This window comes from Microvirga sp. HS2 (assembly GCF_055792805.1).
In genome coordinates this window covers 83248-96502 of record NZ_JBVVAJ010000021.1, presented here as the reverse complement: position 1 = coordinate 96502, position 13255 = coordinate 83248, and the positions used below count along the sequence as shown (strand labels likewise).

The following is a 13255-nucleotide window of genomic DNA, read 5'->3' as shown; positions in this document are numbered from 1 at the left end:
CTGCCATCCAATCCGCAGACGTTCTTTCTCGGTGGGCTTTTCGCCCTGGCCGCTTTGGCGGCGCTCTACGTGGCAAGCGCGATCATCCTTCCCGTCGTACTCGCTTTCGTGTTGAAGCTGCTTGTGCAACCCGCTGTGCGTCTCCTGGAGCATGTGCATTTCCCCCGGACGGTCGGAGCGCTCGTAGCCATCCTGCTGGTGACTGGAACCCTTGTGGGTGCCGTAGCGGCCCTGTCAATTCCCGCCGCGACGTGGACGGAAAGGTTGCCGCAGGGCATCCCGCGCCTCGAAGCCCACCTGGCGGTTCTCACGGGGCCGATCCAAGCGTTGCAAAAGGTCATTGATCAGGCCGAGCAGGCCGCCGACGCTTCCGGGCCAAAGGGTTCCACGATCGCGGTTCGCCGCGATCTTGGCCTGACAAGTGCGTTGTTCACGGGAACGCGGTCCATCCTCGACGGCCTGTTTACGACCGTTCTGGTGCTCTACTTTCTGTTGGTGTCGGGCGATCTCTTCCTTCGACGCATCGTCGAAATCCTGCCGAAGTTCAGCGACAAGCGGCAAGCCGTCGACATCTCCCAGCAGATCGAGGAAGACATATCCGCCTATCTCGTGACGATCACGGCCATGAATGCGGCGGTGGGAGTCGCGACCGCGGCCGCGATGTATTTTTGCGGGCTGGGAGATCCTCTCTTGTGGGGGGCTACAGCCTTCCTGCTCAACTACATTCCGATCTTGGGACCGATGTTTGGGATCGGCATCTTTCTTCTCGCCGGAATGCTGAGTTTCGACAGCTTATGGTGGGCGCTGCTGCCGCCGGCCCTCTATCTCGGCATTCACCTTATCGAGGGCGAAACTCTGACACCCATGCTGCTGGCGCGGCGCTTCACGTTAAACCCCGTGCTGGTGATCTTGTCGCTGGTGTTTTGGTTCTGGATGTGGGGCGTGCCCGGCGCGATCTTGGCCGTTCCGATGCTGGCGATTCTGAAGATCGTTTGTGATCGGGTGCGCCCGCTGAAGGTCCTGGGACACTTCCTCGAGGGATCAGAGACTTCAGCACGTTAGAATGACCATCTTGGTGCTAGCGTCATCCGATACGTTGATCGAATGAGACGTTTGTCGCGGCGGGCTCTCCTGCCATCCGGGCTTTGGGGCCAGTCTCTAAGCAGGGAGACGCGGCTGTATTTGGGTGTTGGCGGAACACACGCATCATCTCGCGACGGGCATCGGGCTCGCGTGACTCGGCGTTAAGATCCAGCAGCGCTGAGCCGGACCAGACCTGGTCAGTTCTGTGAAGAACCCACTGCTCCAGCATTGGCCGTTAGCATTCATCCGCCTACTCGTGTCAACAAGGCATCGCTTAACATCCGGATTGAGCCACGCACTGGAATTCCTGGCTCCTTCGGAAGAACATCCGGTCATGTGAGGAATTGCTACCCTCGGGCTAGAGAGCTGGCGTCTCAGGTGTACCATGAAGAGACCTTCCGGGCTCACAGGCACGTTTCGTGCAATACCCCTCGATGGCTTACAGCGGCACCTTTGGGTAGACCGGTTGTGGAAACCACATACGCTGAGGCGATCCTCACTCATCCGCGTGAACGGGACCCAGCCATGGCGAAGGCTCTCGATGCTGATTATCGCACGAACTGGCTCCTGGCTAGCCTGGAGCCAGAGGACTTCCCGGCCCTCGAGCCTTATCTCGACCTCGTCGGACTGGAGCACCGTCAGGTGCTCTATGAACCCGGCGATCCTATCCGCTAGGCCTACTTCCCGCACGCGGCCGTCGTGTCGCTGGTGAGCGCCATGCAGGGAGGCAATGGCTGGGTGGCAACCCGAGCTTACCGGGAACGCTTTCCCGATCTGTCTGTCCTGTATGCGACAGGTTATGCGGTGCAAATGCAGCCTGTCCCTGGAGGGATCATCTTCGCGAGGCCTTACGATGGCTCAGGGGATCGGCGCCCCGGAAAAGGCGGCCTGAGGAGTAAGCCCTTATGGAACAGGGTGGGAGGCCCCCGGCGTTGACAGCTATTGTCCGCAAGCGTCGGAGCACCCATGCCCCGCTTCTTCTTTCATTTCCGTGACCAGAACGGTTTCAAAAGGGACGAGGAAGGCCAGGTCCTGCCCGATGTGCAAGCAGCTCACACGGAAGCTCTGAAATCAGCCCAGGAGCTCTGGAGTGACCTGCCTCCTGAGATGGCCCGGGACGAGATCTCCATTGAGATTGCCGACGAGACGGGCGAGACGGTCCTGACGGTGCCCTTCATGGAGGCTGCAAATCGCTTGGCGGATGGCACAGCCGAGCCACATCACAAAGGAAGTGGAACGGATTAGGCCTCTCGATGACGGTCACGGGAACGGTGGCGTGGTTCGACCTGAAGAAGCAATTTGGCTTGCTGGCGCTGGCAGGCGGCTAGGGCGAGGCGTTCCTACACGTGCGTACCCTCAAGAAAGCGGGCTACGTTTGGATCCCCCCGGGGCACCACAATGTGGGTCACGGTTGAGCCTGATCGCGACAAGTGGGGGCGAGACCAAGCTCAACTTGGCTTACTTCTTGAGCGCGTCTTTGACGCTGCCGACGGCACTTTGGATCTTCCCCTTGGCCTGATCCGTCTTGCCTTCGCTTTGGAGCTTGGCGTCGCCCGTCAGATCGCCGGCGGCCTGTTTGATCTTGCCGCCCGTGCGTGTCGCTGAGCCTTTGATGCGATTTTTGTCCATGACCCTCTCCTGAGAACTGACGTGTATCGCCGTCACCAGAAGCAAGCATTGGCGCACACGATCGTTCCTGTGGCATGAGCGCACCCCATGAGCTGGAAGTCCTGTGAGGGAGACCACTGCGGATGATCCTCCTAAATCGGCCACTATCCTGAGTGAGACTGGGGTTGGGCGCCCCTTCTAGGACGAATACGATGCACTGTTCAGCTCCTATGGTTCTCATCGCCGCCCTCGGTTTTGCCACTGTGGCTCAGGCTCAGAGCACGCCTGCCGCGTCCAGTGCGCCGCAGTTCATCACGGTCAATAACAATGCCATTCTCAGCTCAAGGCTGATCGGTTTGGATGTCCAAAATGCCAGCGGCAAGGAGATGGGTAAGATCGAGGACATCGTCTTTGAAGGCGGTCAGATCTCTGGCATCGTGCTGTCGGTCGGCGAGATCTTGGGTGTCGGGCAAAGATATGTGGCCGTGGATCCCTCATCGATCTCGATCCGGTATATGGAGGGCGAGAATCAGTGGCATGCGGCGATGAACGCCGACCTCGATCAACTCAAGTCGGCCCCGGAGTTTCGTTACGAGGGCAAGTGGAAGCGTTGATCTATCATCGGTCACCATCTCGCCGCAAGTAGCGAGCCATATGGCCGGATGACAATGAATTTTGAAGCACCGGCCCGGCTCATCTTCTGGCCTGATGACGATGGGGCGATACGAGGTCAGGATTTCTCGACACTCGCCGGAGCTCTTGCGGCAGTGTGGCGAGATCGGATGCCTCGGGTTCATTGGATTGTGACCGACAGCGGCGGCATCATCCGGCCTTGGCATATTGCGTCGCTGCTGATGCGCCACCGGATTCGGATTGGGCTGTCCAACTGGGAGAGTCGGAGCCATGAGCCATCTTGACCTCAGCCGGCCGGCTCAGGTCGTCTGGTCCGCTCCTGACGAGCCGACCCGGCAGCAGACGGGGGATCCGGGAACCGTCAAGCAGTTCAGCAGCCTGAAGGACGCTGTGGTCTTTGCATTGGAAGGTCTGCCGGACCGATACCGTGAAAGCGCTCGCATCAAAGTCGCGGATGGGAGCTCATTGGATCTTGATCAGATCGAACGAATCTACGCCGACATCATCAGATCCTGACATCCCGAACGCTAGAGGCGGTCTTCTCCACTGAGTTGATCTTTAAGGTTTCGCAGCTTGCGCTTCGCAAAGCTCCGTCAGACGCTGTAGTTGATCCTGCTGCGTCCGAGCAATCTGCTCAAGAGTTTCGACCAGGATGTGGTCCATCGTCTCATGCAAGGCCATGATCTCGATATCGGCCTTAAACTCTCTTGATCCGCTTTCCCTCAACCGCATCGTCCCCTCGCGCTGAGATCCTCCTGGAGTTGGGATTCTCCAACGACCCGATCATAGGTCTGATTATCGCTCCGGATCTGATACTGAGGCTCCCGGTTTCCGGCAGGGAAGGAAGACGATCTCGTAACGGCCGGTCCAGACATCATGCGGTGGTGAGGCCTCGGCATAGCTGACGTGCTGGCCGACAGCGTAGTGATGCGTTCTCATGACACAATCCTTTCCGGTCCTCGGGCAACGTCGCCAATCCGGCTCGTCTGTCACCACGACCAGCCGCGCACGACGATGAAGTACAAGGCAATCGACGCCAGGATCACAACGATGACGAGCGTCAGGTTCAGGGGATCATTGATCCAGGGCAGGCGATTTTTATCGAACATGTTGTCCTCCTTTACCGCAGGGTTTTGGAATACTTGAGCGTTCTTTCCCGCGTGCCCACTTCGTAGAGGAGGAGGCATCCGGCGATGAGCAGAACCGAGACAACCGCTTGGCCTAACATTTTCCTGCTCCTTGGCTGCATTATGCCGAATACGTTAAGCAAATAATCCTGATATCGGCGTAATTTATTAGCCGACAGCATACTCTCTTGTCGAAATCCAAGATACATAAACCGTATTTACTTGATATTTATTTTGCAATCAGCCTGTAATTACAACTTGCTCCCACCATATTAATTTGAGATGAGCTTTGGGCCTACTTTCTGATTGGCCAAGGTTCAAATGTGAGAGGTGGAAGTTCCCTATGTGCCCGAACAGCCGCTCCATATTCGATCTTCAGCACTATCGAACACACCACGGCCCCGGACTGACGCTTCACGCCTTGCCGATGATGCAAGCCAGGTGGGATCGATTGACGGCGTTCGACGTGTTGGGGATCCGAACCCCGTCGGAACTCATCGAGAAAGTCGAAGAGCGCTACAGTCTGTCCCACGAGCTGGCGACCAGAGATGTCGAGTTCTGGGCCTTGGACAAGCAGCTTTGAGCCGGTCGCTGTACGACGAGACCAGCCCCATTTCATGGAGGCGATGATGTTTGGCTATCAGGGCGGCGAAAGCCAGGAGACCGTAACCCGCAAGACAGGGTACCGCAGCGACGCAAAGCGTCAGTGGAGTTGCCTGACGACCTTGGACCTGTCGCAGGTCAAGAACGAGGAGCAGCTGATTGCGCTGGTGAAGGTGCGCTACAGCCTGCCCTATGAGACGGCTAAGGCTGACGTCGAACGCTGGATCGCAGGCAAGCAGTTCTGATCAATTTCTCGAACCTGGAGCCGGCTCAGGCCCTCACTCCAGGCTCACAGGTGTGGAGATCCGTTGATGTCGACCGAATTTTACGTCGTGAAGCACCATGGCGCTTGGCGCATTCGCGTGAATGGCAAACATCATGGCGAGTACGACTCCCGCGTTGCCGCCATCAACGCCGCAGCGGCGGAAGCCCACGCCGTTGGTGCGGGAGCAAAAGTCTTCAGCACTGGGATTGTGAGTCAGTATAGCCGTGAATGGCAGGCAAGAGAGAGTTAGGCCAAGCCTGCTGTCCCATCGCAATTGATCTCGAAAGGAGCCTCGCATGAGCGAGAGAATAAGCCGTCTTTGCGATGAGCTTCGCATCAAGCTTCACGGCCTGGACCGCCGGCTTGAAGCCTTAAAGTCAAACGGCGCCGCAAGCTTCAATCACTCACAAGATGCTCTTGAGAGCCAACTGGAGCGTGTCGAGCAACGCATCTACGACCATCGCGCGGCCGTTGAGGCAGCCAATGCTAGGGCAAAGACGTGGGTGGCGGAAAAGAAGTCCGGATTGCATGCTCTTCACGTGCGACAGAATGAACATGACAAGGCTTATCTGCTCGATGCTCAGGCTGATGAGGCAGAGACCTACGCAGAAGCTGCCTTCGAGCTGGCGGCGGCTGCGGCGGATGAAGCCATATTGGCAGTCTTGCAAGCCCTTCTCGCACGCAACAAAGCTGATCAGGCCGCCTTCCCAGAGATGGATCCGTCCCCCTGAAATTCACTTCTCCTCTCTGCAAGAGATCCGGCAATTTGGTAAGCATTCCTTATCATCTTGTGTCCTGCCATCTGCGGCCTGTCACGGTTGACCTCCTTGGGAGGGTCGGCGAGGTGGGGAAGGCGGACACATGAGGCCTCCTCGGTGATCCTTGATCCCGTTCAAATCCCTGGAACGACAGTGACCGCCGCACGGGCATCTATTTAGGCCTTGCCGAGCTAATCTGGGATGCAACCATGTCCTGCCATTGTTCGAAGCCTTTGACGGCAGCCGGCAACCAGGTCCTGATCATCGTCTCTGGGTCCATCGCCTTCAGGTTCGCGGACAGGCGCTCATCAAGTGCTCCTGCATAGGCTGCACGTCCGGCAAACCGAAGAAGGCGCGTGCTTCTTCCGGTGTGCAATCAATGTTTACCGTGACCTTCATTTGAAGTCTCCTGTCGGAGGTCAGCCATTTGGCCGATGTGGATCTCCACGACAACGGCGATCAACAGGGCTGGTTCGGAGTTGCCGCCCATGATCCGGTTCATGCCTTGTCCGCGCTCCTGAGGCCGCGAGCCTCCAGCGGCTGACAAGGTCGTTTCGAGACAACAGCAGGCGTCATGCATGGTGAACGCCTCGTATTCAAACCGGGTAGCACTTGTCCGTTCTCCTCACGAGAAAGCAGTGCGCTATCGCGGAAACCAACTCCCTAATCGGAAGCATGGATGGCTGTCACGGAGCCTAATCTGATGATTTGGTGAAGTCCCTGACGCCGGCATTCCTGTTCCGGTTGCGGGCATACGGGTCGTGGTCCTCGATCACGACCCGTATCCAAGGTGAGGCGTTGCTTTCGTGATCTTACTTGCGGCTGGAGGCTATTGCGGGCCGCGTCTTGCCGGAACGATGGTTCTCGTCGGAGCGCGTGACCTCGATCTCGTCCCGACGGACAGTATCCCGCACGGTCTCGATCCGTCGAGTACGCTCCCGGCGCACGACGACCTCTTCCCGTACCTTCACGCTCTTGCCGACCACGGGCGTCTCGGATGTCTCGATCATCTCGATCGTGACCTCGGTCAGGATCTCTCCCGTCACGGCATCGGTGACTGGCTTGCGCCGTTCCACGATGACCTTCTCATCATAAAGCGACACCTGCTGCTGAACCGGCGTTTCCACGACAACGCGGCGCACGGTGGTTGTGCCGCTGGTCACGGTGTGCTTGCCCACGACCAGGGTCTCTTCGGCGAGCGGGATGACCTCCTCCGCCTGCGTTGACAGTTGCCCAGCGGTGGGTCGCGCCATGGCACGGCCCAGCGGCGCGGTCCAGAGATTGAACATCGAATCCCAGAGAACCGAGCCAGTGCTCATGGGAGCAGTTGCGACCCGCTGCGCGACCTCTGCCGTCGTGCGGACCATCTGCGTGGCACTCTCAGCGGTGGCCTCGCCTGTCCGTGCGACGGCGTCCACGGTCTGCCGGACGGCCGTGCGGGACTCCTGCTCGCGCTCGGCCTCGTCCTCCTGGTCAGCAAGACGCCTGGCTTCCTGCTCACGCTCGCGCCTTGCCTCGATCCGGCGCTGTTCAGCCTCCGCCAACCGGGCCTCCTCGATCTCGGTCTTTTCGGCCTCGATGCGATCGACAATGGCCTGGGCCTCCTCGTCGCTCAGCGCCTCCAGCACGGCTGGCAGCAGCTCGTTCTTCCCGTCGCGCACGCTCTGCTGATGGATCTTACGCAGCTCGGCCACCTTGGTGGCGAACTCCTCGCTGTCCTTGGCCGTGGCCTCAAGCTCGTCGAGCAGAATTCTGGTTTGCTTGTTGTCGGCGAGCGCCTCGGACACGAGTCCCTTGGTGGCCTTGTGTTTCCTGAGCACCGGGAACAGGTGCTCCTCTTCGAGCCTCGCGAGTAGCTCCAATTCCGCCCTGAGATCCGCGAATAGCCTCTCGCGCGTCTTGACCGCGCCGTCCGAGGTATCCACGAGCTTGGCGAAAAGCTCGTTGGCCTTGGCCGGGCCAGTCTGAAGCAGTTGTCTGATGGTCGTCATGTCGTCCTCATGAAAAAATGAAGCTAGACGCAATACTGATCAGGATGCCGTTGCCCGACCCGCTTGTTATGAACGGTGCTGGAAGTGCGAAGCAATTGCTCCTCGAGGCGAGCGGAGTTTGGGATTGGTTAGCCTTTGGCGAGCGGCGGCGCAGATATTAGGAAGACAATCTCGCAACAGCGAAGGAGCTTGCTGCGTCGCAACATGGCAACGGCTTTAGGACCCCACAGTTCCTGATCAACGGGCAGTTTCCTTTGGCATGCCGGACAGCGCTAAGCCGGGCAACGGAGCGAAACGGCTGTATAGGCGTTGTCGCACTGGGCCGGGCCGCTGCAACCGAGCTGACGGCGGCCCGGGAACTCACAACAATGTCAGACCTGAAGCCCAAGCTCGCTGAGCGGGACCTCCTTCCCCCCGTCGCGCCGTCCGCAGGCCTCGGCATCGTCGGCATGATCGCTCTCGTCATCGCGGCTCTGTACGTCGGGCGCGAGGTCTTCGTTCCGGTGGCGCTCGCCATCCTGCTGAGTTTCGTGTTGGCTCCGCTCATCAGGCTGTTGCAGAAGGCCCGTGTGCCACGCGCGCTGGCGGTCGTCGGCGTCGTCCTGGTCGCTTTCGCGGGTATCACGGCGCTTGCCACCGTCATGGCGACGCAGGTCACCCAGCTCGCCGGGGACCTGCCGCGCTATCAAGCCACCATGCGCGAAAAGGTGCAGTCCCTGCGCGGCTCCGCTGCTGGCAGCAGCGCTCTCGAGCGGGCCGCGGACGTGTTGCAGGACCTCGGCAAGGAGCTCGACAGGCCACAGGCCGGGACATCCTTGTCGGCCAATCCGCTGACGCCCAGCACCGTGCCTGCCACCGAGACGAAGCCCATCCCGGTGGAAGTGCGCCAGCCCGACCCAGGCGCCCTGCAAACCCTCGGTGCCTTCATCACCCCTCTCATCCACCCCGCCGCGACCACCGGGATCGTGATCATCTTCGTGATCTTCATCCTGCTGCAACGGGAGGACCTGCGAAACCGCCTGATCCGTCTGGCCGGTTCGCATGACCTCCAGAAGACCACCGCCGCCCTCGATGATGCCGCCAACCGTCTGAGCAAGCTGTTTCTGACGCAACTGGCCCTCAACGCTGCCTTCGGCGTGGTAATCGGCATCGGCCTGTACGTCATTGGCGTGCCGAGCCCGGTGCTGTGGGGCATTCTCGCGGCGATCCTGCGCTTTGTCCCCTACATCGGCGCATTCATCTCCGCCGCCTTCCCGCTGGCCCTGGCGGCGGCCGTTGATCCTGGCTGGTCGATGCTGCTGATGACCGCTGCCCTGTTCGTCGTCATGGAGCCGCTCGCCGGCCACGTGGTCGAGCCCCTCGTCTACGGCCATAGCACGGGTCTTTCTCCGGTCGCGGTCGTTGTCGCGGCGACGTTCTGGACCTGGCTCTGGGGACCGATCGGGCTGGTGCTGGCAACGCCGCTGACGGTGTGCCTGGTCGTGCTCGGCCGGCACGTGGAGCGGCTCGAGTTCCTCGACGTCATGCTTGGAGACCGCCCGGCCCTCTCGCCACCGGAGATCTTCTACCAGCGCATGCTGGCCGGTGATCCTGCGGAGGCCGCCGACGTTGCGGAGGAATTCCTGAAGGAGCGCTCGCTCTCGATCTACTATGACGAAGTGGCGTTGGCCGGCCTGCGGCTCGCCCGCGCCGACGCCCTGCGTGGCGTCCTCGACGAGGCCCGCTTGGAGCGGATGAGGGCAACGGTCGAGGAATTGGTGGACGATCTCTCCGACCATCCCGACCAGGAGCCGAAATCCGGCCGCACCGACGATCCGGAGGCGGTCGCCGCCGTTGAGGCCAGCGAGGACGAGGGCGGCAGGACCGACCTTCCGACCCTGGCGCCGGAGGAGCTCAATCCGCGCTTCCGGGGTGAGACACCGATCCTGTGCATTGCCGGCCAGAGCGCGGTCGACGAGGCGACCGCCCTGATGCTGGCGCAGCTCCTGACGAAGCATGGGCTTCACGCTCGGGTGGAAAGCGCAGCCTCGCTGTCGATCCAGGCCGTTGCGAGGATCGACGATGCCGGTGTCGCCATGGTGTGCCTGTCCTATCTCGATGCTGGAAGCCCGGCACACATGCGCTACGCGGTGCGTCGCCTTCGCCGCAAGATGCCGCAGGCGCAAATCCTGCTGGGGTGCTGGGTCGAGGGAATGGACGCCGCGGCTGCTGTGGCCCTGCGGGAGGCGGTCCGGGCGGATCTCGTTGCTACAAGCCTGCGGGAGGCGATGGCCGTGTGCCTGGAGGTGGCCAGGAGAGAGGCGACCCAGGGCTTGAACGGATCTATCGCGGTCAGCGCCGCTTGACCCGGTCCCAGCCGGATAACATGTCGAACGGGAGCAACTGCACGGCCCGCGTCTGGCTTCAGATGGCTCTTGGCATGAGCGATCCTTGACTTCGGCACCAGCGAGCTCCGCTTCCGCCGCCTTCTTCCACGGTTGAAAGCACCCCAGCCTGGTGCAGCCGATGGACGATGACCCAGTGCCCCCTAACGAACGCTCCCACCTCGCCGAGTTCCCTTCCCGCACCGACGCCATCCAGACCCATCTCGGGCGCGAGCTGCGCGCTCTCGACGGCCATCCCGACGCAGGGAAGATGCCCCGGAGCTTGGCCCAGCTTCTCAATCGCGTGGCGCAAGTCATCCGGGCCCACGCGATCTGGCTCACCCAGGATATGCATCAGGCTGAGGATCTCATGCAAAAGACTGTTCTGAAAGCGATCAACAAGCAAGAGGAGTTCGAGGCTGGCACGAATCGCCAAGCTTCGCTCTTCACCACCCTGCGCAACCTGTTCTTCTCCGGCCGCCGTACGAAGCAGCGCGGTGGAGGACACCGATGGAACTCATGCGGCAACGATGATCACCTTCCCAGACCAGGGAGGGCCGGATCACGGTCCAGGATCTGCATACGGCGCTTGCCAAGCTGCCCTGCGAGCAGCGCGAGGCCCTGCTGCTCATCGTTGGAGAGGGCCTGTCGTACAAGGAAGCGGTCGAATCCCTTGGGACCAAGGTCGGGACGATCAAGAGCCGGGTCAACCGGGCGAGGACCCGCTTGGCCGAGCTGATGGGGCTCGTCCGCGACGACAGCATTGCCTGGTCGCACGGCGCACCGGCGTAGGCTTCCCAGATGGCGGATGCGGAAACACACGCCCGATCCTTGGGACGTGCGAACCTGACATGGCCCCGCTGTCGGCAGCACATGATGCCGATGTCCTCGATATGTCCTTCAGCGCAGGCTCGGAATGTCCGCTTGGGGTCAAACTGAGCCGTTAGGAATGGCCTGATAAAGGTCGGCTCACCCTATGACTGCGGAAGTCCGGCTTTCGTCAGCCCCGTGCCAAAACGCGACGTTCCGATCTCGTCGCCTGATGACATCGCTCGCCTTTCATGGAGCAGGCGTAGGCCGAAAGGACCAATGTCAGCTCACGCAGGTGCTCAATGAGGCGGCGGGATTCGTCCTCGTCCCGCCGTCGTTGTTGGCGTCGATCCGGTCGAAGATGCGCTTGTGAATGGCCGTCACCTCGTCGAAGGAGAGTTTGCCGTCGCCGTTCGTGTCGGCAATGGCGAACATGATCTTCATCATGGGCCCGGGCATGCCCATCATGCCGCGACCCATCGAGCCCTGCCCCATCATTCCTGGCTGCATCATCCCGACATCATGCCGGGCTGAGCGGGCGGCATGGTGGTTGACTGACCGGCCTGTGCTCCCTGGCCCTGGCTCATCATGCCCGGTCCCATTGTACCGGACGGCGGCATCGCCTGTGCTAGCGTCATTCCGGGATGGTGCGAATCGGCCGTGGTGGTCTGCGCGGTGGCCGCTGCCGTCATGCCGGCGGCGATTATCATGACCAAGGCGGCTGTGCGTGACAGTGTGGTCAACATCGTGGGTTCCTCCTTGTCTTCAGGCGTTCAACGGAGCGCGTCGGTGACATCCGTGATACGGCTTTGCCCCCAACCAGTCGGTCTTTGGCCTCCCTTGCCCTGCCCTCCCGGCAGCCCCCGCTCAGGCGCCTTTCGCACGCTCTTCGTACAGGAACGTGAAGGGCTTCGGACCGGGCGCATAGCCCGTCCGCAGATCGTCCACCTTGAACCCGGCCGCCGTAATGAGATCCGCGATCGGCCGATTGAGATGACAGCCCCCAGCGAGCGGCCGCCAAGCGGGGGTCAGCCAATGCTGGAGCTGCACGACCCAGCGATCAGGTGCGCGGCCGTGCTCGACGAACAGGAACTCGCCACCGGGCTTGAGCACGCGCCGCATCTCGGCGTGCGCCACCCTGGCATCCGGGGTCGAGCACATCGTCCACGTGGTCACGATCGTGTCGACGCTGCCGGCATCGAGCGGAATTGCCTCGGCCGATGCCGGCAGAAAGGAGACCGTCTTGCCGTCTCCCGCCCTGCGCGATGCCATTTCAAGCAGGGGCCGGGATGGCTCCAGGCCGATGATCTCGGTCACGTTCGGACCGTAGAACGGCAGGTTCAGGCCGGAGCCGATGCCGACTTCGAGACCCGGCCGCGGGCCGCCCCGACGACGCGTTGGCCATAGCCGACAAGCTCCTCTTTCCTCATCGCCCGGTCGAGAAGACCCGGCAGCACCACGTCGTTGTAGAACCCCCATCCCTCTTCTCCCGCGTCGCCGAAGCAGGCCTGGAATTCGATTCGGTCTCGTGGTCCGCCGGCAGCATCCATTGCGTGGAGAAGGTCCCAGTCAGTGCAGGATCTGGGAGAGGAAGAGCTTGGTGCGCTCGTGCTGCGGGTTCTTGAGGAACTCGTCGGGCGTGTTCATCTCCACGATCTGCCCGTAATCCATGAAGATCACCCGGTCGGCCACCTGACGGGCGAAGCCCATTTCGTGGGTGACGCAGAGCATGGTCATGCCTTCTTCGGCGAGACCCACCATGGTGTAATGGTACTCAAGGTGACAATTCGAGATTTTTACGCCACCGTGATCGAAGACCGCTTCGGCAAGTTCCGCAAACGACCCGGCACGCCAAGGGCTCTCGATCACGTCGGCAGAAGCCAGGGCAATTAGAAAGCCGGCAAGGATGGCAGCGGCGCGGAGCATGGGGCGAATCCTTGATTCGGTCTCGAAGCTATCGCGGCCTTTCCACTCACAACGGCACCGAGCCGGTTACTCAGGTTCAGGGCGTCGA

14 protein-coding genes and 4 pseudogenes are annotated in these 13255 nt (G+C 61.1%); 11 read left to right on the top strand and 7 right to left on the bottom strand.

Annotated features, from left to right (window positions below; genetic code table 11):
• From ACS5Q0_RS17940 to ACS5Q0_RS17930, 3 genes are all read left to right on the top strand, one after another.
• A partial coding sequence (locus ACS5Q0_RS17940; RefSeq protein ID WP_473128010.1) for an AI-2E family transporter occupies positions 1-1062 on the top strand: 1062 nt, incomplete at its 5' end.
• Positions 1063-1608: 546 nt separating this feature from the next.
• The gene (locus tag ACS5Q0_RS17935) at positions 1609-1758 is read left to right on the top strand and encodes a hypothetical protein (RefSeq protein ID WP_473128009.1); all 150 of its coding nucleotides are present in this window, start codon (positions 1609-1611) and stop codon (positions 1756-1758) included.
• Between the two features lie 291 nt (positions 1759-2049).
• Complete coding sequence (locus ACS5Q0_RS17930; protein ID WP_473128008.1) at positions 2050-2328, top strand: DUF6894 family protein; 279 nt, start codon at positions 2050-2052, stop codon at positions 2326-2328.
• A 213-nt stretch (positions 2329-2541) separates the two neighbouring features.
• Here ACS5Q0_RS17930 and ACS5Q0_RS17925 read toward each other — a convergent pair whose 3' ends face one another.
• Positions 2542-2712 (bottom strand): CsbD family protein, encoded by a 171-nt coding sequence (locus tag ACS5Q0_RS17925; protein ID WP_473128007.1) that lies wholly within the window; start codon positions 2710-2712, stop codon positions 2542-2544.
• A gap of 209 nt (positions 2713-2921) precedes the next feature.
• Between ACS5Q0_RS17925 and ACS5Q0_RS17920 the strand changes: the two genes are divergently transcribed.
• From ACS5Q0_RS17920 to ACS5Q0_RS17895, 6 genes are all read left to right on the top strand, one after another.
• Positions 2922-3305: a PRC-barrel domain-containing protein gene (locus tag ACS5Q0_RS17920; protein WP_473128006.1), complete on the top strand. Its 384-nt coding sequence runs from the start codon at positions 2922-2924 to the stop codon at positions 3303-3305.
• 289 nt (positions 3306-3594) lie between these two features.
• Positions 3595-3840 carry a hypothetical protein gene (locus ACS5Q0_RS17915; RefSeq protein ID WP_473128005.1) on the top strand — a complete coding sequence of 82 codons (246 nt, stop codon included), beginning with the start codon at positions 3595-3597 and terminating at the stop codon, positions 3838-3840.
• A 954-nt stretch (positions 3841-4794) separates the two neighbouring features.
• Positions 4795-5034, top strand: a complete 240-nt coding sequence (locus ACS5Q0_RS17910; RefSeq protein WP_473128004.1) for a hypothetical protein — start codon at positions 4795-4797, stop codon at positions 5032-5034.
• 46 nt (positions 5035-5080) lie between these two features.
• Positions 5081-5299, top strand: coding sequence for a hypothetical protein (locus ACS5Q0_RS17905; protein ID WP_473128003.1), 219 nt, complete (start codon positions 5081-5083; stop codon positions 5297-5299).
• Positions 5300-5365: 66 nt separating this feature from the next.
• Positions 5366-5569 (top strand): hypothetical protein, encoded by a 204-nt coding sequence (locus ACS5Q0_RS17900; RefSeq protein ID WP_473128002.1) that lies wholly within the window; start codon positions 5366-5368, stop codon positions 5567-5569.
• 46 nt (positions 5570-5615) lie between these two features.
• Complete coding sequence (locus ACS5Q0_RS17895) at positions 5616-6050, top strand: hypothetical protein (RefSeq protein WP_473128001.1); 435 nt, start codon at positions 5616-5618, stop codon at positions 6048-6050.
• Positions 6051-6362: 312 nt separating this feature from the next.
• On the opposite strand, the gene ACS5Q0_RS17890 is transcribed toward ACS5Q0_RS17895, so the two are convergent.
• Positions 6363-6476: a DUF6489 family protein gene (locus ACS5Q0_RS17890; protein ID WP_473128000.1), complete on the bottom strand. Its 114-nt coding sequence runs from the start codon at positions 6474-6476 to the stop codon at positions 6363-6365.
• 413 nt (positions 6477-6889) lie between these two features.
• Positions 6890-8068: a DUF2382 domain-containing protein gene (locus tag ACS5Q0_RS17885; RefSeq protein WP_473127999.1), complete on the bottom strand. Its 1179-nt coding sequence runs from the start codon at positions 8066-8068 to the stop codon at positions 6890-6892.
• Between the two features lie 368 nt (positions 8069-8436).
• Between ACS5Q0_RS17885 and ACS5Q0_RS17880 the strand changes: the two genes are divergently transcribed.
• Positions 8437-10413 carry an AI-2E family transporter gene (locus tag ACS5Q0_RS17880; protein WP_473127998.1) on the top strand — a complete coding sequence of 659 codons (1977 nt, stop codon included), beginning with the start codon at positions 8437-8439 and terminating at the stop codon, positions 10411-10413.
• 160 nt (positions 10414-10573) lie between these two features.
• Positions 10574-10867 (top strand): annotated as a pseudogene (locus tag ACS5Q0_RS17875) (hypothetical protein); the annotation flags it as partial.
• A gap of 98 nt (positions 10868-10965) precedes the next feature.
• Here ACS5Q0_RS17875 and ACS5Q0_RS17870 read toward each other — a convergent pair.
• From ACS5Q0_RS17870 to ACS5Q0_RS17855, 4 genes and pseudogenes are all read right to left on the bottom strand, one after another.
• Positions 10966-11253, bottom strand: coding sequence for a hypothetical protein (locus tag ACS5Q0_RS17870; RefSeq protein WP_473128014.1), 288 nt, complete (start codon positions 11251-11253; stop codon positions 10966-10968).
• 270 nt (positions 11254-11523) lie between these two features.
• Positions 11524-11987 (bottom strand): annotated as a pseudogene (locus tag ACS5Q0_RS17865) (EF-hand domain-containing protein).
• A 121-nt stretch (positions 11988-12108) separates the two neighbouring features.
• A pseudogene (locus tag ACS5Q0_RS17860) lies at positions 12109-12671 on the bottom strand (class I SAM-dependent methyltransferase).
• A gap of 139 nt (positions 12672-12810) precedes the next feature.
• Positions 12811-13005 (bottom strand): annotated as a pseudogene (locus ACS5Q0_RS17855) (amino acid ABC transporter ATP-binding protein); the annotation flags it as partial.
• Positions 13006-13255 lie beyond the last annotated feature (250 nt).